General features: G+C 63.5%; 19 protein-coding genes and 1 pseudogene. 14 read left to right on the top strand and 6 right to left on the bottom strand.

Annotation, left to right across the window (positions count from 1 at the left end; genetic code table 11):
• Nucleotides 1–80 precede the first annotated feature (80 nt).
• Nucleotides 81–845 (bottom strand): pseudouridine synthase, encoded by a 765-nt coding sequence (locus EJ071_RS35860; RefSeq protein ID WP_245460107.1) that lies wholly within the window; start codon nucleotides 843–845, stop codon nucleotides 81–83.
• Nucleotides 846–1,139: 294 nt separating this feature from the next.
• Between EJ071_RS35860 and EJ071_RS35855 the strand changes: the two genes are divergently transcribed.
• Nucleotides 1,140–1,940 carry an ABC transporter substrate-binding protein gene (locus EJ071_RS35855; RefSeq protein ID WP_245460106.1) on the top strand — a complete coding sequence of 267 codons (801 nt, stop codon included), beginning with the start codon at nucleotides 1,140–1,142 and terminating at the stop codon, nucleotides 1,938–1,940.
• The gene (fhuB, locus tag EJ071_RS35850) at nucleotides 1,933–3,975 is read left to right on the top strand and encodes a Fe(3+)-hydroxamate ABC transporter permease FhuB (RefSeq protein WP_126102066.1); all 2,043 of its coding nucleotides are present in this window, start codon (nucleotides 1,933–1,935) and stop codon (nucleotides 3,973–3,975) included. The genes EJ071_RS35855 and fhuB overlap by 8 nt, the downstream gene beginning before the upstream one ends.
• A gap of 96 nt (nucleotides 3,976–4,071) precedes the next feature.
• On the opposite strand, the gene EJ071_RS35845 is transcribed toward fhuB, so the two are convergent.
• Nucleotides 4,072–4,557 carry a hypothetical protein gene (locus EJ071_RS35845; RefSeq protein WP_245460105.1) on the bottom strand — a complete coding sequence of 162 codons (486 nt, stop codon included), beginning with the start codon at nucleotides 4,555–4,557 and terminating at the stop codon, nucleotides 4,072–4,074.
• A gap of 92 nt (nucleotides 4,558–4,649) precedes the next feature.
• Nucleotides 4,650–5,090 carry a hypothetical protein gene (locus tag EJ071_RS35840; protein WP_126102065.1) on the bottom strand — a complete coding sequence of 147 codons (441 nt, stop codon included), beginning with the start codon at nucleotides 5,088–5,090 and terminating at the stop codon, nucleotides 4,650–4,652.
• Nucleotides 5,091–5,557: 467 nt separating this feature from the next.
• Between EJ071_RS35840 and EJ071_RS35835 the strand changes: the two genes are divergently transcribed.
• The 6 genes from EJ071_RS35835 to EJ071_RS35815 are packed head-to-tail and all read left to right on the top strand — an operon-like array spanning nucleotide 5,558 to nucleotide 11,210.
• Nucleotides 5,558–6,811 (top strand): sarcosine oxidase subunit beta family protein, encoded by a 1,254-nt coding sequence (locus EJ071_RS35835; protein ID WP_126102064.1) that lies wholly within the window; start codon nucleotides 5,558–5,560, stop codon nucleotides 6,809–6,811.
• Nucleotides 6,812–6,825: 14 nt separating this feature from the next.
• The gene (locus tag EJ071_RS35830; RefSeq protein WP_126102063.1) at nucleotides 6,826–7,095 is read left to right on the top strand and encodes a sarcosine oxidase subunit delta; all 270 of its coding nucleotides are present in this window, start codon (nucleotides 6,826–6,828) and stop codon (nucleotides 7,093–7,095) included.
• Entirely contained in the window at nucleotides 7,092–7,487 is a 396-nt protein-coding gene (locus EJ071_RS39865) for a 2Fe-2S iron-sulfur cluster-binding protein (protein ID WP_245460104.1), read from the top strand. Before EJ071_RS35830 ends, EJ071_RS39865 begins: the two co-directional genes overlap by 4 nt.
• Nucleotides 7,488–7,523: 36 nt before the next feature.
• Nucleotides 7,524–9,974, top strand: a complete 2,451-nt coding sequence (locus EJ071_RS35825) for an FAD-dependent oxidoreductase (RefSeq protein WP_245460103.1) — start codon at nucleotides 7,524–7,526, stop codon at nucleotides 9,972–9,974.
• Complete coding sequence (locus tag EJ071_RS35820; protein ID WP_126102062.1) at nucleotides 9,967–10,491, top strand: hypothetical protein; 525 nt, start codon at nucleotides 9,967–9,969, stop codon at nucleotides 10,489–10,491. Before EJ071_RS35825 ends, EJ071_RS35820 begins: the two co-directional genes overlap by 8 nt.
• Nucleotides 10,492–10,547: 56 nt before the next feature.
• Entirely contained in the window at nucleotides 10,548–11,210 is a 663-nt protein-coding gene (locus tag EJ071_RS35815) for a TetR/AcrR family transcriptional regulator (protein WP_126102061.1), read from the top strand.
• Nucleotides 11,211–11,345: 135 nt separating this feature from the next.
• Here the strand turns inward: EJ071_RS35815 and EJ071_RS35810 are convergent, their stop codons facing one another.
• Nucleotides 11,346–13,562 (bottom strand): mechanosensitive ion channel family protein, encoded by a 2,217-nt coding sequence (locus EJ071_RS35810; protein ID WP_126102060.1) that lies wholly within the window; start codon nucleotides 13,560–13,562, stop codon nucleotides 11,346–11,348.
• Between the two features lie 464 nt (nucleotides 13,563–14,026).
• Between EJ071_RS35810 and EJ071_RS35800 the strand changes: the two are divergent.
• Nucleotides 14,027–14,258, top strand: a pseudogene (locus tag EJ071_RS35800) (transposase); the annotation flags it as partial.
• Between the two features lie 142 nt (nucleotides 14,259–14,400).
• Here EJ071_RS35800 and EJ071_RS35795 read toward each other — a convergent pair.
• Nucleotides 14,401–14,580 (bottom strand): hypothetical protein, encoded by a 180-nt coding sequence (locus EJ071_RS35795; RefSeq protein WP_126102058.1) that lies wholly within the window; start codon nucleotides 14,578–14,580, stop codon nucleotides 14,401–14,403.
• A 136-nt stretch (nucleotides 14,581–14,716) separates the two neighbouring features.
• Here EJ071_RS35795 and EJ071_RS35790 point away from each other — a divergent pair, with 136 nt between their 5' ends.
• Genes EJ071_RS35790 through EJ071_RS35780 form a run of 3 tightly spaced genes read left to right on the top strand, consistent with a single transcriptional unit; the run spans nucleotide 14,717 to nucleotide 18,370 of the window.
• On the top strand, nucleotides 14,717–15,931 hold the full coding sequence (locus tag EJ071_RS35790) for a glycosyltransferase family protein (protein WP_126102057.1): 1,215 nt from the start codon (nucleotides 14,717–14,719) through the stop codon (nucleotides 15,929–15,931).
• Nucleotide 15,932: 1 nt separating this feature from the next.
• Nucleotides 15,933–17,177 (top strand): glycosyltransferase, encoded by a 1,245-nt coding sequence (locus EJ071_RS35785; RefSeq protein WP_126102056.1) that lies wholly within the window; start codon nucleotides 15,933–15,935, stop codon nucleotides 17,175–17,177.
• Entirely contained in the window at nucleotides 17,174–18,370 is a 1,197-nt protein-coding gene (locus EJ071_RS35780; RefSeq protein WP_126102055.1) for a glycosyltransferase family protein, read from the top strand. The genes EJ071_RS35785 and EJ071_RS35780 overlap by 4 nt, the downstream gene beginning before the upstream one ends.
• A gap of 202 nt (nucleotides 18,371–18,572) precedes the next feature.
• Here EJ071_RS35780 and EJ071_RS35775 read toward each other — a convergent pair whose 3' ends face one another.
• Complete coding sequence (locus EJ071_RS35775; RefSeq protein WP_126102858.1) at nucleotides 18,573–19,244, bottom strand: class I SAM-dependent methyltransferase; 672 nt, start codon at nucleotides 19,242–19,244, stop codon at nucleotides 18,573–18,575.
• Nucleotides 19,245–19,616: 372 nt separating this feature from the next.
• Between EJ071_RS35775 and EJ071_RS35770 the strand changes: the two genes are divergently transcribed.
• Together EJ071_RS35770 and EJ071_RS35765 are read left to right on the top strand one after the other, a co-directional pair.
• Complete coding sequence (locus tag EJ071_RS35770) at nucleotides 19,617–22,331, top strand: ABC transporter ATP-binding protein (protein ID WP_126102054.1); 2,715 nt, start codon at nucleotides 19,617–19,619, stop codon at nucleotides 22,329–22,331.
• Between the two features lie 37 nt (nucleotides 22,332–22,368).
• The gene (locus EJ071_RS35765) at nucleotides 22,369–22,818 is read left to right on the top strand and encodes a cyclic nucleotide-binding domain-containing protein (protein ID WP_126102053.1); all 450 of its coding nucleotides are present in this window, start codon (nucleotides 22,369–22,371) and stop codon (nucleotides 22,816–22,818) included.
• The last annotated feature ends 4 nt before the right edge of the window (nucleotides 22,819–22,822 follow it).

Raw genomic sequence — 22,822 nt, 5'->3', positions numbered from 1 at the left:
GGTCACGGAATGGATCCTCGGGTCTACGCGTCCGCTTCGCTCCCGCTCCGCCCGTGGATGACGAAGCTGAGGCGTTTCGACTAGACTCTGACCATCGCAAGCTCTTCGGCCGTCAGGTGGCGCGCCTTTCCCTTGGCAAGATCGCCCAACTGCAGCGCGCCGATCGCCACCCGCACGAGTCTCAGCACCTCGATGTCGAAAGCGCCGAGCAGGCGGCGGATCTGCCGGTTGCGGCCCTCGCCGAGCATGATCTCCAGCCAGGCGTTGCGTCCGCCGCTGCGCAATAGCTCGACCGAGCTTGCCGTCAGCAGCTCGCCCTCGACGACGGCGCCTGTACGAAAACGCGCAAGCATCGCCTCGTCCGGCACGGAAGCGATCTGCACATGATAGGTCTTGGCGACATGCGAGGCAGGATCGAGCAGGCCGTTCGCCCAACGCGTGTCGTTGGTCATCAGGAGCAAGCCTTCGCTCGCCTTGTCGAGGCGGCCGACCGGCGAGACGAAGGGCAGGTCGAGATCGGCAATGCAATCGTAGACGGTGCCGCGCCCTTCGGGATCGTCGCGCGTGGTGACCAGGCCGCGCGGCTTGTTGAGCATCAGATAGACCTTGCACTCGGCGACGATGCGCTCGCCGTCGACGGTGATGCGATCGCGATCTGGATCGACGCGCAGCGACGGATTGCTGACCACCTTGCCCATCACGCGCACGCGCCCCTCGGCGATTATCAACTCGGCCTGTTTGCGCGAGCAGACCCCGAGCTTCGACAGCGCTCGGTTGAGACTGACTTTCGCGCCAGCGGATCGTCGGGCGGCATCAGGCGGCGTCGGCATGGGCTTGCGTGTCATCGGCCGACAGATGCCACGCGGCGCGAGGCATGCGCAACCTGGTAGGTCAAATATTGACTATAGAGATCATGTTTTATAGTCAGCAGCTATCGAGGTAGAATCCGGAAGATCGACATGTGGGAGAAGGAGCGGGGATGTCACGGACAATCATGCCTCGCCGGTCCCGTGGCAGACCTTCCGCCAATGCACGGGACAAGAACGGGCGTGCCTCGGCGTCAATCCTCCCACATCACCCGGCGCGCCGCGCTTGGGCTTTTCGCGCTACCCTTCGCGGGCATTCGGCCGGCTGCTGCAATGAAGCGGCCGCCGCGCATCGTCTGCCTCGACGATGGTCTGGCCGAGACCTTGCTGATGCTGGGCGTCAGGCCGGTCGCCATCGCCGACCGCAAGGTCTGGGAGGACTGGGTGGTCGAACCGGCGCTGCCGCCAGAGGTCGCCGATGTCGGCACGCTGCTCGAGCCCAATCTCGAATTTCTTCAGCAGCTCAAGCCGGACCTGATACTCAGCACCCCCTATCTGGATGGCATCAAGCCGCTGCTCGGGCGCGTCGCGCCGGTGACGACCATCGGCATCTACAGGGAGAACGGGCAGCCCTATCGCAATGCCGTCGAAGCCACGCGGAAACTCGCTCGCCTGGTAGGTAGGGAGGCCGAAGGCGAGGCGTTGATCGAAGCGACCGAGGCAAGCTTGGCAAGGGTCGAGCGGGAGTTGGCGCCGTTTGCCGCCAGGCCGCTCTATGTCGTCTCCTTCATGGATCCGCGCAATGTGCGCGTCTATGGCCGGATGAGCCTTTTCCAGGATGTGTTCGACCGCATCGGCATCCCCAACCCCTGGACCGCCGAGACCAATTACTGGGGGTTCTCGACCGTCGGCATCGACGGCCTGGCGACGGTGGATGAGGCGCGTCTTGCCTATCTCGAACCTTTGCCCGCGGGAGCCGGCGGCAGGCTGACCGAAAGCCCGGTCTGGAACGCCATGCCCTTCGTGCGCAATCGCTCGATCATGCGCCTGCCCCCGGTGCTGATGTTTGGCGCTCTTCCCGCCGCTTCGCGCTTCGCCCGCCTGCTTGCCGAAGCGATGACCGCCCATGGCTGAAGACGCTGCCAGCATGGCGCAGAGCCGCACGAGCTTCGCCGGCGCGGCGGTCTCGCGCGCGGGTGGCTGGCCGCTTGGCGCCATCTTGCTCAGCGCGGTGCTCGCCGCATTTGGTTTGGCGGCGTCGGTCGCCAACCTTGCCGCGCAACTCCCGGCGTTGCTCTGGTTCGACGCGATGTTCAGGCCCGACATCGACGACATGCGGCAGGCGCTGATCCACTATGCCTTCCTGCCAAGGCTTGCCGTCAGCCTGCTCTGCGGCGCAGCGCTCGGCCTGGCCGGCACCGTTCTGCAGCAAGTGCTGCGCAACCCGCTGGCCTCGCCTGAAACGGTCGGCGTTTCCGCCGGCGCCTATCTGGCGCTTGCGCTGGCGACGCTTGCCGCGCCTTCGCTGCTCGCCTTCGGCCGCGAATGGGTGGCGCTCGCCGGCGCTTTCGCGGCGCTTGCGGCCGTGCTTGCGCTCTCCTGGCACAAGAGCCTGTCGCCGCTTTCCGTCGTGCTCGCCGGCCTCGTCGTCAGCCTTTATGCCGGAGCGATCGGCGCAGCGCTTGTCGTTCTCAATCACGAATGGCTGGCCGGCCTGTTCATCTGGGGCGCCGGCTCGCTCGGCCAGCAGGATTGGGTGACGACGCTGTGGCTGCTGCCGCGCCTGGGCTTCGCCGCGCTGGCGACCGGCCTGATGACGCGGCCGCTGACATTGCTCGGCCTCGAGGACGAAGGCGCGCGCAGCCTCGGCCTGCCGCTTGGCGTCTATCGTTTCGCCGGGCTCGGCATGGCCGTGGCGCTCATCGCCTTCGTCGTCGCGGCCGTCGGCGTCATCGGCTTCGTCGGCCTCGCGGCCGCGGCACTTGCCCGTATCGGCGGGGCGAGCCGGTTCGGTCAGCGGCTGGTCGTGGCGCCGTTGATCGGCGCCGCGTTGCTATGGGCCGCCGACCAGGGTGTGCAACTCGCAACCGGACCGCGGGGCGACCTGCTGCCGACCGGCGCCATCACCGCGCTGCTCGGCGCGCCGCTGCTGCTCTGGCTGCTGCCTCGCCTCAGCCTCGGCGCTGAACTTCCGGAGCTCGCCGCGGAGCGCCTGCCCAGGCTACGGCGCCCTGGCATGCTGCTCGCGGTATTGGGCCTCGCCATGCTCGTGGCTCTGGTTCTTGCTCTCTCTTGCGGACCCGGGCCGGAAGGCTGGAGCTTCGCCGTCGGCGATCAATTGCAGCCCTTGCTGTCCTGGCGTTGGCCGCGCGTGCTTGCCGCCCTGTCCGCCGGCGGCATGCTGGCGCTCGCCGGGCTGATGATGCAGCGTCTGACCGGCAATCCGATTGCGAGCCCCGAGGTTTTGGGCATCAGCGCCGGTGCCGCGCTCGGCATGGTGGTGGTGATGTTTGCCGTCTCCGATCCAGGCCGTCCCCTGCAGACCATGGCTGCCGCCATCGGCGCCTTCGCATCCTTGTTTGTCGTGCTTGCCATCGGTCGCCGCGCCGCCTACGCGCCGGAGCGGCTCTTGCTTGCCGGCATCGCGCTGACGGCGCTGTTCGACGCGCTGATCCTGGTGCTGACCGCCACCGGCGATCCGCGCGCCATGCTTCTCATCAACTGGCTGACCGGCTCGACCTCCGGTGTCGATCAAGGCTCGGCGGTCCTGACGGCGTCGATCGCGCTTTGCCTCTTGCTGATGTCGCCGCTATTCATCCGCTGGCTCGACATGCTGCCGCTGGGCGCGCCGGCGCTGCGCTCGCTCGGCGTCGATGTGGCCAGAACCCGGCTTCTGGTGCTGCTGATGGTCGCGGTGCTGACCGCCGCCTCCACGCTGATCGTCGGTCCGCTGACCTTCATCGGCCTGATGGCGCCGCACCTGGCCCGCCGCCTCGGCCTTGCCCGCGCCTTGCCGCAGGCCGTCGGCGCCGTGCTCGCCGGCGCGCTGATCATGGTTTCAGCCGACTGGATCGGACGCACGGCCATCTTCCCGCGCCAGATCCCGGCCGGCCTCGTCGCCACGCTCATCGGCGGCCCGGTGCTGATGTGGCTGCTGCGCCGCCGCTGAAGCTCGCGCTGTTCCAGATCGACGCGGTCGGCGAGCAGAAACGACCGGAACACGGTAGCGTATCGGAGCGGCCAAGGCTGATCGGACGCCGGGAAGTCACGGTTCCGGCGGCGCGCTCAACCGCCGGTAAGGGACGCCGTCGAAGGTTGCCGTCACGAAGCTCTGCACCGACATCCTGCGCTTGCGGCCGTCGCTGCATGCATAGACCGGCCAGCCGGCCTCGCTGCATTCGCTGGCCGCGCAGATGCGCGCAAGGCAGTTGCCGACGGTGAGCCGGAAGCCGCCCTTGCCGGCAAAACCTTGCAGCAGGCTGCCGTCGGCAGAGCGCCATGTCCGCTGGCGAAACTCCGGCCGCAAAGCCAGAGGTTCGAGAGGGACGGCGAGGTTGGCCGTACCGGTACGCGCCATGAGCTGAAGGCGGTAGCGGGCCATTCCGGTCGTATAGGCAGTCACCAGGTCGGACTCAGCCGAATAGGCGGACGTCGGGCCGGTGTTGTCGATGAGATGAGCCAGCCGCTCGCCCGCTTCTGTCGGCCTCACCAGGGCAACAAGGGCGGCAAAGGCCAAGCAAGCGCGCAACATCTCGATTTCCAGCAGCCATGCATATCCGGCGTGCCAGCGCCCCCGGCTGCCTTCCATACCATCCCGCCAATTGGTTCGCGGTGCAAGCCGCCTCAGCCGGTAGGGGACGGCGGCAGCTCGAACAGGGTGGCGCCGTTCTCCCGCCCCCGGTCGACATAGCCGATGACCCGAAACCATCTTGCGACGTCCGGTCCACGCAGCCAGCTGCGCGAGTGTACGGGAAGGTTGCCGGCGAGCGCCTGGATATGGCGGATGTGGCGCTTGCAGAAGCGAACGGTTGCCGCGCTGAAGAAGTCCTCCTGTGCGGCAAACAGCGTGTCGGCCGCGTCGCCGTGCTCATGCCAGGCGATGATGGCGACGGCCTTGTCGTCCTGGACCAGCGCATGAGCCCGGCCTTCCTTCAGGTTCATCATCAGATTGTCGTAGGCGGCCTTGCTGTCCTTGCCGGCCGCCAGGTACTCGTCCGACATTCGCTTGGACAGGCCGCGGAAAACATCCTCGAGGTCTCCGACCGTCGCTGCGCGCGCTCTCATTTCTCCTCCAGACAGCCCGGGAGGCAGTTTGCCCTATCGACGGGGGATCACCAAGCAAAGCAAATCCGCCGTCGGGCCGATGCGCGCAAATGCATTTCACAATGCCGTGATCGCCGTGCCGCCCCCGTGCGGCGCGCCGGCTTGAGATCGGGACGGCACCACCCCCTTATCACGCAATCAGCAAGGTCGTTGAGCGCCAGGGCCCGACATTCGCAACGACCGCAGATCCTTGTCGCCGAATAGATTTCGGATTATGTCCGCGCTCGAATGGACACAGGTGTACATTCGAGTTAAGGTCGCGCCGCGCGAAGGTCGATGGCCTACGCCAGCGGGACGGAATGGATTATGGACCTTCAAGGGCGAGGCGAGTTGATTGCGCCGGTTTGGCATCACGCCGGCGGCGCGGCGTCTCAATGCTCCTGCGTACCGATGCGATACCAGTCGCCTGACGATGCGGGCTTGAGCGCATGACAAGACACTATTCAGCGCTTTCGCTCTTCAAGGAAGGCGTCGCCGGCCAGACCGGCTGGGAAAAGGCCTGGCGTTCGCCCGAGCCCAAACCGCGCTATGACGCCATCATCATCGGCGGCGGCGGCCATGGCCTCGCCACTGCGTACTATCTCGCCAGGAATCACGGCGTCACCAACGTGGCCTTGCTCGAGAAGGGCTGGATCGGCGGCGGCAACACCGGCCGCAACACCACCGTGGTGCGCTCCAATTACTTCTATCCCGAAAGCGCGGCGATCTACGGGCTGGCGCACAGCCTCTACAAGACGCTTTCGAAGGACCTGAACTACAATGTGATGTTTTCCTCGCGCGGCATCCTCACCCTCGCGCACAGCGAAGCGGGAATGGAAACCGCGGCGCGGTCCGTCAACGCCATCCAGGCCAACGGCATCGACTGCGAATTGTTCTCGGTCGAGGACGTGCGCCGCGTCGTGCCGATCTATAATTTCAGCCTGGATGCCCGCTACCCGGTCTATGGCGGGACGTGGCAGCCCAGCGGCGGAACCGCCCGCCACGATGCCGTCGCCTGGGGCTATGCGCGCGCCGCCAGCCGTCTCGGTGTCGACATCATCCAGAACTGCGAGATTTCCGGCTTCATCATCGAAAACGGACGCTGCCGCGGCGTCGTCACGTCGCGCGGCGAAATCCGGGCCGAGCGGACGGGAATGGCGGTGGCCGGCCATTCGTCGGTGCTGGCGGCGAAGGCGGGATTCCGGCTGCCGGTCAACTCCTACGCATTGCAGGCCTGTGTGTCCGAACCGGTCAAGCCGATCATCGACACGGTGGTGATCTCGCCGGACACGGGCGTTTATGTCAGCCAGTCGGACAAGGGCGAGTTGGTCATCGGCGGCGCGCTCGACCGCATCCCATCCTATGGCCAGCGCGGCAACCTGCCGGTGCTGGAAGGCGTGATCGCCGGCATGCTCGACATGTTCCCGATCTTCGGCCAGCTGAAGATGATGCGGCAATGGGCGGGTATCGTCGACGTGGTCCCGGATTCCTCGCCCATCATCGGTGAATCGCCGCTGCGCGGCCTGTTCCTCAATTGCGGCTGGGGCACTGGCGGCTTCAAGGCGATTCCGGCCGGCGGCACGCTGCTCGCCCACCTGCTTGCCACCGGCAGCCACCACGACATCAGCCGGCCTTTCGATCTCGACCGCTTCGCCCGCGGCCGGCTGATCGACGAGGCGGCCGGCTCCGGCATTGCCCATTGAAGGTATAGAACAAGATGCAGCTCTTTCCCTGTCCGTTCTGCGGACCGCGCGAAGAAAGCGAATTTCACTATGGCGGCGAGGCCGGCAATCTGAGGCCCGACGGCAGCGACGTGACGGCCGAGCGCTGGGCCGGCTATCTCCATATGCGCGACAATCCGAAAGGGCCAACCCGCGAGATATGGGTGCATCTTACCTGCGGCGAATTCTTCGCGATGAGCCGCGACAGCGTCAGCCATAAGGTCTCGGATTCTTCCGCGCTCGGCGAAACGGAGAACGGCGCATGAGCGCTTCGCGTCTCCCCAATGGCGGCAGCGATATCGATCGCGCGCGCCGGCTGACCTTCACCTTCGACGGCAGGCGCATCGAGGGTTTTGCCGGCGACACGATCGCCTCTGCCCTGCTGGCGAGCGGCCAGGCCGTTGTCGGCCGCAGTTTCAAATATCACCGGCCGCGCGGCATCTGGGGCTCCGGCGTGGAGGAGCCCAACGCACTGGTCGACGTCGAGAGCGCCGACGGCCGCATGCCGAATGCGCGGGCGACGACGGTGCCGGCGAGCGACAGCATCGTCGTCAGAAGCGTCAACGCGTCGCCGACGGCTCTGGCCGACCGCAATGCGGTGCTGGACCGCTTTGCCCGCTTCCTGCCTGCCGCCTTCTACTACAAGACCTTTATGTGACCGGACTGGCATCTGTTCGAGCCGCGCATCCGCGCGATGGCCGGGCTTGGTGTCGTCGACCGCGACTGGAAGCCGCGCCGGGTGGCGGACCAGATCAACCATCACTGCGACGTCCTGGTGGTCGGCGCCGGACCGGCCGGCCTCACCGCGGCTGCCGGCGCTGCGGCGGCCGGATACTCGGTTGTCCTGGTCGACGACCGGACGCATCCCAACGGATCGCTGCGCCACCGCGCCGGCGAAGTCGATGGTGTCGAGGGGACGGCGTGGGTCGATGCGACGGTTGCCAGGCTGAAGAGCGGCGGCCACGTCGTGCTCACGGAAACAACCGCCTTCGGCCTCTACGATCACAATCTGGTCGCGCTCAACCAGCGGCACCGCGACGGTCGGCCCGACACGCTGTGGCGCGTGCGGCCGCGCCGCATCGTGCTGGCGACGGGAGCGATCGAGCGGCCGGTTCCGTTCGCCAACAACGACCTTCCGGGGATTCTCTCCGCCGACGCGGCGCTCAGCTATCTGCGCCGGCATGGCGTGCTTGTCGGCCGCCAGATCGTGGTCGCCACCAACAACGACAGCGCCTACGAGCCGGCCTCGGCGCTTGCCGCGGCCGGCGCCTCGGTGACGGTGGTCGATTGCCGGCGCGACGGCGGCGCGCAAGCGAGGACCGGCATCCGCGTTCTGGCGGGGCGGATGGTGGCGGCGGCGCGCGGACGCAATGGCGTTGAAGGCGTGCTGCTCGATGACGGCACGGCGCTCGCGGCCGACTGCGTGCTCGTCTCCGGCGGCTGGACACCCACCGTGCACCTGTTTTCGCAGGCAAAGGGCAAGCTCGCCTGGAGCGATCAACTGGCGGCTTTCATTCCGGGAGAGTCAATCGACGGAATCGGTGTGGCCGGCGCCGTGGCCGGCACGGTCTCGCTTTCCGAGACCTTGGCCAGCGGCGCAGCGGCCATCGGTTCGTTCGGCGCCGCATCGTTGCCCGCGCCGCGCAGCACGGGGGCGGAAGCGACCTTGGGCGTTGTCAGCCTATGGCCGAAGCCCAAGGCCAGGGGCCGTGTGTGGATCGACTACCAGAGCGACGTCACCGCCAAGGATGTCGAGCTGGCGGCGCGGGAGAATTTCGTCTCCGTCGAGCATCTGAAGCGCTACACGACGCTCGGCATGGCGACGGACCAGGGCAAGACGTCGAACCTGAACGGCCTGGCACTGCTGGCCGATGTCACCGGCCGCGCCATCGCGGAAGTTGGCACCACGACCTACCGGCCGCCATTCACGCCTGTCCCGTTCGCCAGCCTGGCGGGAGCGCGTCGCGGAAGCATGCATGCCCCGGTCCGCCGTCTGCCGCTGGAGGCAAACCATCGCGCCGCAAGCGGGGTGTTCCAGGAATATGGCGGCTGGCTGAGGCCGGCATACTACGGACGCGGCGAGGCCAGGGCTTCAATCCAGGAGGAAGCACGGCGCGCCCGGCAATCCGTCGCGCTCTTCGACGGCTCGACGCTCGGCAAGATCGAGGTGATCGGCCCGCGCGCGGCGGAATTCGTCGACTTCATCTACTACAACACCATGTCGACCCTGAAGCCCGGCCATTGCCGCTACGGCTTCATGCTGTCGGAAAACGGCGTCGTGTTCGATGACGGCGTTCTCGTCCGGCTCGACGAGCGCCGCTTCATCGTCTCGTGCTCCTCGTCGCATGTCGCCGCCGTCCATGCTCGTCTCGAAGAATGGCGGCAAGACCGCTTCGGCCGCGATGCCGTCTATATCCATAACGCCACCGCGCAATACGCTACCTTGACCGTGTCGGGTCCGAATGCGCGCAGGCTGATGGAAGCGCTCGATCTGGCTGCTGCGCTGGACGATGCCAGCTTGCCGCACATGGCCGTCGCCACCGGCCGCTTTGCCGGCGACGAGGTGCGTATAACCCGGGTCTCCTTCACCGGCGACCGAAGTTACGAAATCTCCATTCGCGCCGACCGGGCCGAGGCGCTGTGGGCAAGGATGCAGCAGGAGGGCCGCGCGTTCGACGCCGTTCTGCTCGGGCTGGAATCCTTGATGATCCTGCGCGCCGAGAAGGGCTACATCGTCATCGGCAAGGACACCGACGGCAACATCATGCCGCACGACCTGGGCGTGGCGGGGCCGCGCAGCAAACGTACAGGTGAATTCGTCGGCCGGCGCTCGCTTTTCACGGAAGCGGCGAACCGAACCGATCGCAACCAGCTCGTCGGCCTCGCGGTCCGCGAAGGCGAGGCGCCGCTGGCGACCGGCGCGCACGGCGTCGAGAAAAGCGGGGGCCGCCTCCGAGGCATCGGCTTCGTCACTTCGAGCTATCAAAGTCCGACCCTGGGGCGCCCGGTTGCCCTGGCGCTCATCGAACGCGGCGCAGCGCGGCACGGCGAAACGATCGACGTTCAACATCTCGGCGTTGTGCGGCAGGCCACCATAGCCGCGCCCTGCGCCTTCGATCCGGAAGGGAGGCGGCTGCATGCGTAACCTTGCCGAAAAGTGGCCGGCAGCGCCGGACTGGACCACCGCAACGCTGAACAAGGACGGCCTCGGCATGCGCACGCTTGGCGGGCTGAGCCAGCTCCTGGTCAGCGGCGACCTGACGGCCTGGTCGCAGGCTTCCGGCCTCGCGGGTGAGGGCGTCGGAGCCGGCGCGGTTGCCAGCGGCGACAGATACATGGTGCGGATCGCGCGCGATCGCGTTCTTGCCGTCGGTGAGCCGCCATTTCCCATCGCGGCCGGCTGGCACGAGGCCGGTTTCGCGGTCTCGGTCGTGGATGCCGGGCTGCATGCGTTCGAGATCGAGGGGCCGGGGCTGGCCGGTCTGGTCGCGCGGGGCACTGCGCTCGATCCGGGACAAGCAAGCCGCTCGGCTTCGATCCTTTTCGCCGGCGTCAATGTGCTCTTCTACCGCTTCGGCAATCCCAACCGGGGGCGTCTCCACGTTGACCGCGGTTTCGCGCCCTATCTTTGGGAATGGCTCGAACAATCGGCGGCGTTGTAGCGGCTCGCTTTCAGGTCTATCTAGCCGCGGTTAAATTAAATGTTGCCTGGCCCGCTATGCTCTCCGATTCCAGTGTTGAAGACGTCGTGCGCCGGTCCGGTCTGACCGGCAACACCAAGGTGACGCGCGAGGACTGGATGAAGCTCGCGCTGGAGACGCTGATCTCCGAGGGCGTTGAGGCGGTGCGCGTGCTCGCGCTCGGGCAGAAGCTGAACGTCTCCCGCTCCAGCTTCTACTGGTATTTCAAGAGCCGCCAGGACCTGCTGGATCAGCTTCTGGACCATTGGCGCAACAATAACACCCGATTCATCGTCGAGCAGGCCGGCCGGCCCGCCGCGTCGATAACGAAGGCCGTGCTCAACGTCTTCGAGTGCTGGCTGGACGAGAAGCTGTTCAATCCGCGGTTGGATTTCGCCGTGCGCGCCTGGTCGCGCCAGTCCGCCGAAGTGCACCGGATCGTGACCGAGGAGGACGACGCGCGGGTCGACGCCATCCGGGCGATGTTTTCGCGGCACGGCTACGCGGACACGGAAGCGTTCGTGCGGGCGCGCGTGCTGTACTTCACCCAGATCGGCTACTACTCGCTCGAAATCGTCGAGCCGGTGAGCAACCGTCTCTTCCTGACGCCGGCCTACCTGCTCACCCACACGGGCAAAGAACCGCGCGAAGGCGAGGTGGAGGCCTTCGCCGAAAAGATGCTGGCGCGAAGCCGCAACTGAGCAAGGCCGACTGATCGACGCTGCTGAGCACCGTGGGCCGCCACCACCTCAATTCAGGTCGCGCGGAAACTCCTTGACCTCTTCGCGATCGATGCGCGGAAAGTCACGCTGCGACTGGCAAGTGCTACAGCTTTCCTACTCCGTCGTGTTAGCTTTTTTTCTCCGCCGATTGGCGTGCGACTGCGCGACGGCGATTTTTAACTCGGGTGCGATCTCCAACGGCGCATTCTCTGCTCCATGTGGGTTCTGTAGCCCCTGGATGTGGACGGTCGGAAATGGAAGTTCGATGCCCTGCTCCTTGAAGACTTGGCGCAGGCGTACGTAGAATTTGCCTTTCATGCCGAAGGCGCCTCCCGGTCTGGTTGTCACCTTGACCCTCAATACGATGCCGTACTCGCCAAACTCCTGTATGCCCTGCATCTTGATCGGTACGAGCACCCAGTGCTTGAACTCGGGATCTTCCGCCAGTTCAAGGCCGATTCGCTTGATCAGTTTGCGAGCGAGGTCGATATCGGTGTCATAGCCGACGGTGATGTTGAATTTGTCGGTGACCCAGTCACGGCTCTGGTTCTGGACTGCCCCGAGTTCACCGAAAGGTATTGTGAACAGCGGGCCACGATGGTGGCGCAGCTTCACCGAGCGCAGCGAAAAGCTCTCCACCGTTCCCACATAGCGGCCGGATGTAATGTATTCGCCAACGCGAAACGCATCGTCGAGCAGAAAAAACACCCCCGAAATGACGTCCTTGACGATGGTTTGTGCCCCAAATCCCACCGCGACGCCAACGACGCCGGCGCCGGCGATCAGCGGGCCGATCTGGATACCCACCGAGGCGAGTATCATCAGCACCGCCATCACGACGATTACTGCAAGCAGAATGTTCTGGATGATCGGCAACAGCGTGCGCAGGCGAGCCTGCTGAGGATCGAGGGTCGGGACGTCCTCCTCGCCCATCACCGCGTGCGGTGTTTCGATGCCCAGCTTTCGTTCGATCAACGCTTTGATGATCGACCAGCCGAAATCGGCGGCAAGCGCAATGACGATGATATTGATCAGGCCGCGCAGTACGAGCATGGTCGTCGTATCGCCGTCTTGCATGGACTGCATGTCCAGACCCCAGATACGCGCGAGAAAATAAGCCGCCGCCAGGATGAAGATCATCCGGATTCCGCGATCGATGACAGCGATCGTCACCGCCGGGATCGTAGGCCGGCCAGCTTCTTCCGAACCCGGTCGCAGGACGAAATTGACCCCGCGCTGCGCCAGCACGATCGCCAAAGGCAGGAAGAATGCGGCGAAGGTGAACCAGAAGAGTATATAAAGGCCGGCGATGCGCTGCAGGAACAGAACGACGAAATAGGAAGTCAGCAACCACGTCGCTGCCGTATGATGCGCACCCTCTCGCTGTGTTCTTGGCCGACGCCAAATCGCAAGTAGCAAGAGCAGCAGCAGCACGAAATCGGCGCCCACCGACAGGACCATCATTCCGTCCCGGTCGATGCCGAGACCCGGCAAGAGGATAAACGCGGCGGCGAAGAAGGCGAAGACGCCGACGATCCGGGGTAGCCAATAGAACCAATGGTCAGCCGTCTCGTTTGTGATCGGCAAAGCGCGAACCTCGACGGCGTTCTCGACCTGCATGAAGGAAGGCACGAGCATGGCTGCGAGGTACATGCGCACAGCCGCTGTGGCGACTGCAGCCATCAGAAATGTCAGCACGATCTCGCGGATAAGCATTGGCCAGTCGAACAACATGAACGCGCCGGCGCTGCCCAGCGCGAACGAGACGATCAGCAGGCTGGAATAGAGCGTGCGGCCGCCAATCTTCTTGGCCCGCCCGATGGGTGTGTCCTTCGGCTGCGCGATGATCCAAAGACGAAACGGACGGGTGAGCCTGTACGTTGCCCAGGTGAGCGCCACGCCGGCAGCGATGAACATCGCGATCAGCAAAAGCACGCCGGCCGATCCCTTGCTGGACATATCGTCCATGGTCTCTGCCCGAACGCGCGCGAACTGGCCTGGCAGCAAGGGCAAAGTTCGCGCGATTCTTTCGATATGATGCTTGATCCCATCGAGTGCAGAGGACGCCATCGTATTCATCTGGCCCGGTGCGGCCACGGCGTTGGGCGACGCGTCGGCCGGCGGAGTTGCTACCTCGGCAGGCGCTCCCGTCGACCCGGCGTCCTGATTTCGTTGTCCGGCCATCCAGGCCTTCACGGACGGATCGTCGAGAAGCTCGAATAGCTGTTTGACCTTTTCAGGCGGTACGCTCGCCGGCGCCTGCGCCAGTGCCGGGCCAGCCAACAGGAGGGCGATCCCGAAGACAAGCGGCTTGGCAATCAGAGCTAACATCGCTGTCAGATCTCCGAGACGTCGTGGCAGGCGCGCCAGATTCCTGGCCCCCAATCGTCCAATCATGAGTGGCATCGTGCTGTAACCTTCCGGTCAAATCGGCAAGCAACGACATCTATGTCCGTTGTTGCCCTACCTTGAAGAAACCGATGTTGCGGGGCAAGACGTCATCGTTGCGAGTTCGCGCCGGGTACTTGGCGGTGTTTATTTAGCCACCGGAGCAGGGCATTCCGACCTCGGCCTCCGGCGCAAGCGCTGGCTGCCGGGACCTGGGCATGCAAGCCGGCCTTCGGAAGGCCAGGGACGATCTGCCGTTGGCCGAGATCGCGCAACGCACGGGTTTCACACATCAGGCGCATATGAACCGTGTCGTGACCAGATTGAAAGGCCTCTCGCCAGGCCGGCTGCGGTCCCGTGGGCGCGCTTCAGAATCGTAAAACAGAAAGGAGGGTCGATGCTCAAACGTCCGCAACAAGGCGATTTACATCGCGCTCGGCATCCTGCCCGACGGCAGCGAGGAGATACTGGGCATCTGGATAAGGCGCCAGGTTCTGGCTGCGCGTCATGAATGAACTGAAGGACCGTGGTGTCGCCGACATCTTCATTGCCGTCGTCGACGGCTTGAAGGGTTTTCCAGAGGCGATCAACGCCGTTTTCCCGCAGACGGTCGTGCAGGCCTGCGTCGTGCACCTGATGGCGCGCGAGATGGTTCCACAACAATAGGCGCCGTGCGACGCCCGGCGACCTTGTCCTTTCGCATGCCGATCAGGCATCAGGTATATTGGCGAGACAGCGGGATTCGCCTTCATCTTTTGGATACCGCTTTCCCCTTTCCGGCTCAGGCGATCACAAAGCCTATCTGACAGGCATTCCACAGAATACGTTCGAATTGGTGATAGCCGGCCACTTTCAGCCACGAGGCGCTGTCACGCGGCGGCTCGAATTGGACAACATTGTCGAAGGCTGTATAGCGGACGACGATCCGCTTGAAGGCACTATCAAGGAGAGCGTGCGCCATCCTTGGACGCTGTTGGGTAATACAAATTGAAAATTGCGCCCTCATGTTCCACAACAGGTAGACCCGCGTGGGCGGTTTCGGATACTGCGGAGCCGCCCACGGTTCTCAAGGCGAGAATTCTAAGAGACGTTCAACAATGACCCAGCACGCACAAGACGCTCGAATTCTCATGTACAGCCACGATACGTTCGGGCTCGGCCACTTGCAGCGCTGCCGGACGATCGCGCATTCCCTGGTCGAGGATTTCCACGGACTTCAGGTGCTTATCATTTCGGGTGCGACCATCGCTGGCGCCTTCGACTACCGCGCCCGTGTCGACTTCGTGAAGATCCCCAGCGTCATCAAGTTGCGCAACGGCGAATACACCTCGCTGGAGAAGGATATCGATCTGCATGAGACGCTGAGGATGCGCCAGTCGATCATCCGCCACACGGCCGAGACCTTCCGGCCGGATATCTTCATCGTCGACAAGGAACCGCTCGGCCTGCGCGGTGAGATCGAGGATACGCTGTCCTACCTCAAGACGCGGGGCACCACGCTCGTGCTTGGCCTGCGCGAGGTGATGGACGCGCCGCATCTGCTCGAAGCAGAGTGGGCACGCAGGGATGTGATGCGCAAGATAGGCCTGTTCTACGACAAGGTCTGGGTTTATGGTCCGCCGGATTTCTACGATCCGTTGACCGGCCTGGATGTGCCGCCTGCGGTCAGGGCAAAGATGAAGTTCGTCGGTTTCCTGCAACGGAGCCTGCCGCAGAACGAGTTGCCTGGCCACCGGCCCGAGGGCGACTATATCCTCGTTACCACCGGCGGCGGCGGTGACGGCGCCGAACTGATCCACGACGTCATCGATGCCTATCAGCAGGATCCGCAATTGCAGCATAGGGCGCTGATCGTGCTTGGGCCCTACATGCCGGCACGCAAGCGCAACAAGCTGCGCAAGAAGGGGGCCAAGATCCCCTATATCAAGATCATCGACTTCGACAACCGCATGGAGGAGCTGATTGCCGGCGCCAAGGCGGTTGTCGCGATGGGCGGTTACAACACCTATTGCGAGATCCTGTCTTTCGACAAGCCCGCGCTGATCGTGCCGCGCGTCGAGCCCCGCGAGGAACAACTGATCCGAGCACGGCGCGCAGCCGAACTCGGCCTCATCGAAATGCTTTTGCCGGAAAAAGCCGAGGACTCCCAGCGGTTTGCCGATGCACTGGAGGTGTTGCCGGACCGGCCCCGCCCATCGCAGAGCAATCCGCATCTGACGCTGGAAGGGCTGCCTCATATTTCCGAAATCGTCGCCGAACTGCTCGACCGGCGGGCCGGCCTTCACCTTTCGGTCATCGAAGGCATGAGCTGAGTTGCAACATCGCAAAATCGTCGTGGTTCTGAAGGGCTATCCGCGGCTGTCGGAAACCTTCATCGCGCAGGAGCTGCTCGGTCTGGAGCGTGCGGGGTTCGACCTTATACTCGTCGCGCTCAGGCGGCCGACCGACGCAAAACGCCACCCCGTCCATGACGAGATCAAAGCGCCCGTCCATTATCTGCCGGAATATCTGCATGAAGAGCCGCTGCGCGTAGCCCGCTCGCTGTTTGCTTATCTGCCGCGGCCGGGCTTCTGGCGCGCGCTCGGATCGCTGGCTACCGATATCCGCCGCGACTTTACGCGCAATCGCGCGCGCCGCTTTGGGCAAGCGCTCGTGCTGGCAGCCGAATGGCCGCAAGACGCGGGCTGGCTGCATGCACATTTCGCGCACACACCGGCATCGGTGACGCGCTACGCCAGCCAGCTTCGTGGACTGCCTTGGAGTTGCTCGGCCCATGCCAAGGACATCTGGACTTCGGCGGACTGGGATCTGGCTGGCAAGCTTTCCTCGGCGCGCTGGACGGTCACTTGCACGAAAGCCGGCTTCGACCGCCTGAAAAAACTCGCTAACGGCAGCTCGACTGTGCATCTGAGCTATCATGGGCTCGACCTTGATCGCTTCGGCAGTTTCGGCGCGGAGCGAAAACAGCATGATGGCTCGGCGCCGGGCGAACCGGTTGTCGTTCTGAGCGTCGGGCGCGCCGTTGAAAAGAAAGGTTACGATACCTTGCTGGAGGCGCTTGCCCTCTTGCCTGGCGAATTGGCGTGGCGTTTCGAGCATGTCGGCGGCGGCGAGCAACTTGAACGGCTCAAGGCGCTGGCGCAAAAGCTCGGACTGGATGGTCGCGTCTCCTGGAAAGGCGCACTTGCGCAGGAGGAGGTGCTTGAGCACTACCGAGGCGCCGACATTTTCGCCCTGGCCTGCAGGATCACCGCAAATGGCGACCGGGACGGTCTGCCGAATGTTCTGGTGGAGGCGGCCAGCCAGCGGCTTGCCTGCGTGTCGACCGATATTTCCGGCGTGCCGGAGCTTTTGTCGCCGGATGAAACCGGGCTGCTGGTTCCGACGGAAGACCCAATTGCCCTGGCGCAGGCGCTGGAGCGCCTGATCCGTGATCCCGCGCTGCGCGCCCGCCTCGGCGAGGCCGCGGAGCGGCGCGTGCGAAGCAATTTCGATCATATGGCAAGCATTGGACAGCTCAAGCAACTGTTCCAGCAGGAGTGGCAGGCTGCCGAATGAAGCGGCTGCGCGCTTTCTTCTATGTCCAGCACCTGCTCGGTATCGGCCATCTCGCGCGCGCCAGCCGCATTGCGGCGGCTCTGGTCGATGACGGGTTTGACGTAACCGTCGTGACCGGTGGAGCGCCGATCGCGGGGTTTCCGGGACCGGGTGTAAAATCTGTAACCTTGCCACCCGTCACTTCCGGTGATGAGGGATTTTCCGCGCTTGTCGACCTGCAGGGCAAACCCATCGACGATGATTTCAAGAAATGCCGTTCAGAGATGCTGCTGCAGGCATTCCGGGATTGCAGGCCCGATATCGTCATTGTCGAGGCGTTTCCATTTGGACGCCGGCAGATGCGTTTCGAACTCTTGCCGCTGATCGAGGCCATCGAGGCGACGTCGCCCAGACCGCTGCTGGCGACGTCCGTCCGGGATATCCTTCAGGAGCGCGTCAAGCCGGGCCGAGACGAGGAAACGGTCGATCTCGTCAACAGGCATTTCGACCTTGTCATGGTCCACGGTGATCCGGCTTTCGCAACCATCGACAAGACATTTCCGCTGGCCGGGGCGATCAGGACCGAGGTCACCTACACAGGGCTCGTTGCCGCGCCGCCACCGCCCGCGGCCGCCGAGCGCTTCGACGTTCTGGTGTCGGTTGGCGGCGGGGCTGCCGGAAAGAGCCTTGTCAGCTCCACCATCGCAGCGGCGCGGAAGGCCAGCAACGCTTGGAAATGGTGTTTGATCACCGGCCCAAACCTGCCGAAAGACGAGTTTGACCCGATCGCACGCGATGCGACGCCGGGCCTGTCCATCTTCCGGTTCCGCGAGGATTTCGCCAGCCTGCTGACCGGCGCCCGCCTGTCGGTCTCGCAGGCGGGTTACAACACGGTCTGCGATGTCCTGCGCGCGGGTTGTCGCTCCCTGCTCGTTCCGTTTGCAGCCGGCGGGGAAACCGAACAGACGGTACGCGCCCTGATGCTCGAGGAACTCGGTCTTGCAACGGTGCTGATGGAAAAGGACCTGACGCCTGGAGGTTTGGCGCAAGCGATCGAACAGGCGCTTGTGGGACCGACGCCATCCGCGCATCGTCTCGATCTGGAAGGCGCGCGTCGCTCGGCGCAAATCCTGCGCGAGCGATATCGAACATGGTCCCTAAAAGGGGGGCCCGATTCCGGAAAAGTTCACGATCAAACAGCCGCTGGACGCTAGACCGTGATGGCGTTTCGTTGAATCGCCATCACGATCTAACTCTTTGTTGGAGCATGATCTTTCTCCGAAAACCGGTTCCCACTTTTCGGGATCATGCTCTAACGGACGTCGCGTCCGATGAGATTTGTGCGAAGCGCTTCAAGTCATTGTTTTTATGTATGTCGTTGTCCCGTGAACGCTACGGACTCTTGGGCAAAATGCATCAAACAGTTCCAATCAGCATGAAGCGCGTATAATTTTTTGTCGGCAGTTCGCCGGAGAACCGCACCTCCCGCAGCGCCGCCATTGCTTCGAAGGCTGCAAGTGAAGCCACGCAATTGATGTGCGTTGGCTCGCTGAAATAATCGTTCGATTGCAGCAGTACATTCGCGCCCCGCGGAAGCAGAGCAAGCCAGGCGCGCAGATCGGCTATGTGTTCGCAGCTCGTATTGACCGTCAGGTCGGGCCGTCCGGCCGCATAGTCGAGTGCGTACATATCTGCCGTCAGCGCCCGGAACCGGTCACCGGCTTGCCGGTTGAGGGTCCTGGCGACCGGCGCGACTTCGGGATCGATGTCGATACTATCGACCGCCGCGATGTCGAAGCGGGCGTCGTTGAAAAGCATTGCCGGCAATACGCCGTACCACCCACCCAAAACCCATATGCGCCCGAACCGGCCGCCGCAGCTTTCGAACAGCCTGTCGAGCGCCCACATCTTGCAGGCGACCTGCTTGTGGTTGAAGGCGTTGGCGATATCGGCCTGCGGATGCTTGGCGATGACGCGCGCCAGCCCCGCCACGAGAGGGCAGTCGACATAGGCGGCAATTCCCCGCGTGAGGTCCAAGGCTTGCTCGTGCCAGTCCATCCCGGCATTGCGTGGTTGCGTGACATCCATCATATTCGTCTTGTATGTTGGGATTTTGGGCGACACAACGCAATCTTGCCTCCCGCAAGGCTGTTTGATTCGCGGACATAATTATGCTGCAAGCCGCTTCGCCATTGCCCGGTGCCGGTGAGAGCCGCTTGCATCTGTCCGGATCATCGGCGTCGATCGACCAGCACCAGCCACCCAGCCGCGGCCTCGTGCTGCTCGGCTATTCGCCAAAACCATACGGAAGCCGCGAACCGTTTGGCGAGCTACTTCTTTCGCTGGCCGACAATGCCCATCCTCGACCATCCGCCGGAACTGGATCGCCCCGCCCCGCAGCTTCCTTCCACCGTCGAACGCAGGGCGATCTCTTTGCTTCCTTCCAACTGAAATAGTCGCATGGAACCCAGCCTAGCCCGCTATATCTGGACGCACACCAGGAAGCAGCAGCTCTGGATATTGACGATCGTCCTGCTTTCGATGATCCCGTATTTCATGTCCTTCGACCTGCCGAAGCTGATCGTCAACGGCCCGATCCAAGGTAAGGGCTTCGAGCAGCCGGGCGCGACCCAGTCATTCATGAGGCTACACTATAACCTGCCGTTCATTGGAGAGGTGCAGTTCTTCTCCGGTTTTCAGCTCGACCGCACGGCGACGCTGTTTGCCCTCAGCGTTGTGTTCCTCTTACTCGTCATCATAAACGGGTTGTTCAAATTATACATCAACACCTACAAGGGCCGTCTCGGCGAACGCATGCTGCGGCGTATCCGCTTCGACCTGGTCGATCGTGTGCTGCGGTTTCCGCCGATTTATTTCAAGCGGGTGAAATCCGCCGAAGTGGCGACCATGGTGAAGGACGAGGTGGAGCCGCTTGGCGGCTTCATCGGCGACGCCTTCCTGCAGCCGGTGCTGCTCGGCGGCCAGGCGCTGACGGCCATGCTGTTCATCATGGTCCAGAACTTCTGGCTCGGAATGATAGCGGTTGTGATCGTGGCGATCCAGATCGTGCTCATCCCGCGAATGCGGCGGCGGCTCATCGTGCTCGGGCGCAAACGGCAGTTGACGGCGCGCGCGCTTTCGGGCCGGGTTGGCGAAATCGTCGACGGCATCGGCGCGGTTCACGTCCACGATACGTCAAACTACGAGCGCGCCGACATTGCTGCACGGCTCGGGCTCATCTTCAAGATCCGCTTCGATCTTTACCAATGGAAATTCATGGTGAAGTTCCTCAACAATTTTCTCGCGCAGCTCACGCCCTTTCTATTCTACATGATCGGCGGATACCTGGTCATCCAGGGGCGGCTGGACGTCGGCCAGCTCGTGGCCGTGATCGGCGCCTACAAGGACCTGCCCGGACCGATGAAGGAACTGATCGACTGGGATCAGGATCGGCAGGATGTCCAGGTCAAGTATCAGCAGGTCGTTGAGCAGTTCACCGTCGAGGGTCTCATCGCGCCGAGAATCGGGGCATTGACGATCGACGATCCCGATCCGATGACCCACCCGCTGTCGGCGATCAGTCTATCCATGGCAGACGATGGCGGTGCAATGCTCCTCGACCGGATCTCCCTCCAGGTCAAGCCCGGTGAGACGGTTGCGCTGGTCAGTACCGCAACAGGCGGAGCGGAGGCGCTTGCGGAAGCCTTCGCGCGGCTGAACTGGCCGGCCAGCGGAAGGGTCGCTTCCGGCGCCGACGACCTGCTTGAACTCCCGGAAGCCGTGACCGGCCGGCGCATGTCCTATGCCTCGTCGGATGTTTTCCTGTTCCAGGCAAGCCTGCGCGACAACCTGCTCTACGGATTGAAGCACGCGCCCTTGACATCGGTGCCTTATGACGGTGCCGCGGCAGAGCAGCAGCGCTGGAACATCGACGAGGCGCGCCGCTCGGGCAATCCCGAGCTTGATATCCACAGCGACTGGATCAACTATGCTTCCGCCGGCGCTACCGGCCCGCACGACCTCTTTGAAGCCGTACGTCGGGTGCTCGACGCGGTTGTTCTGTCACGCGACATTCTGGATCTTGGCTTGCGCTCTTCGGCCGACCTCACGCGTCACACGGAGCTTGCCAGACGGATCGTCGAACTGCGTGCTGCGCTGCGAACCCGGCTGGAACGCGAAGGGCTGAGCGAACTGGTGGTTCCTTTCGAACCTGGCGCCTACAACAAGGAAGCAACGATCGGCCAAAACCTGCTCTTCGGCGCCGCCGCCGGCCCCGAGCTGGCCGACAGGGCTCTCGCGGCCAATCCGTATTTTGCTTCCGTGCTGAGGCAGGCCGGCCTCGACCGCACGCTCTACGAAATGGGCATGGAGATCGCCCAACAGGCGATCGAGCTGTTTGCCGACCTGCCGCCCGATCACCAGTTCTTCCAGCAGCTCACCTTCATGAGCGCCGAGGAGATACCCGCCTACGAAACCTTGCTGCAACGACTCAAGAACCGTCCGTACGAGGCGGTTTCGGAGAACGACCGGGCCATGATCGTCACCCTGAGCTTTGCCTATATTGAGCCCCGGCACCGCTTTGGCCTGCTCAGCGACGAGCTGATGAGCAAGATCGTCGCTGCACGCAACCGGTTCTATGAAAATCTGCCGCCCGAGCTGCAAAATGCGATCGAACGGTATGATCCTGCCAAATACATTGCCGCAGCCACCGTGATGGACAATGTCCTGTTCGGGCGTGTGGGCAACAACCATCCCGACGCGCCGGATCGCATTCGGTCCATCGTCTATGACATTGTTGACGAATTGGGGCTTTATGCCGAACTTCTGGATGTCGGCCTGGACTTCAACGTCGGCGCCGGCGGCAGACGGCTGACGGGCGGACAGCGACAGAAGCTTGATGTTGCCAGGGCCCTGCTCAAGCGTCCCGATTTTCTCATTCTCAACCGCCCGCTGTCGGCGCTCGACCAGCGCATGCAGGATAAGGTGCTTCGAAACGTACTCGAGGAAGCCAGACGCGACGGCCATTCGCCGGCAATTGTGTGGGTCGTGACGAATCCGGCAATGGGGCTGATGTTCGATCGCGTTGTCGTCTTCGATTCAGGTCAATTGGTGGAAGACGGAACACACGAGACACTTTTGGCAGGGAGCGGTATCTTTAAGGAACTGGTGTCGTAGTCTAGTCTGGCAAACGCGAATTTTGAGGTTTGCGACAATGCTGCTCAAGGATGAAGTTGGAATGCTGCAACGCGTTCCCCTGTTCTCTGGCATCGAGCCGGCAAAGCTCAAGCTGCTTGCGTTCACATCCGATCGCGTGAGCTACAGCGCCGGCCAGATCCTTTTCCGGCAAGGCGACGAGGGAGACGCGGCCTATGTCATCCTTTCAGGCACGGCGGATATTCTGGTCGATTCCGACAGCGGACCGATAAAAGTTGCCGAATTGCTGCCAAATTCGATTGTTGGCGAGATCGCCATATTGTGCAACAGCTCCCGCACCGCCACCGTCAGAGCGGCAAGTCCGCTGGAAGCCTTGAGAATCCGCAAGGATCATTTTCTGAGGCTTATGAAGGAGTTCCCGGAAATGACGATCGAGATATTGCGGGTTCTTGCCGATCGCCTGAGCCATACGACCGCGGATCTGATCGACGCACGAATCGCCAGATAACGAA

The organism is Mesorhizobium sp. M1B.F.Ca.ET.045.04.1.1 (assembly GCF_003952465.1).
Lineage (GTDB): Bacteria > Pseudomonadota > Alphaproteobacteria > Rhizobiales > Rhizobiaceae > Mesorhizobium > Mesorhizobium shonense.
The sequence above is the reverse complement of the archived record's forward strand: the minus strand, read 5'-3'. Positions and strand labels throughout refer to the sequence as shown.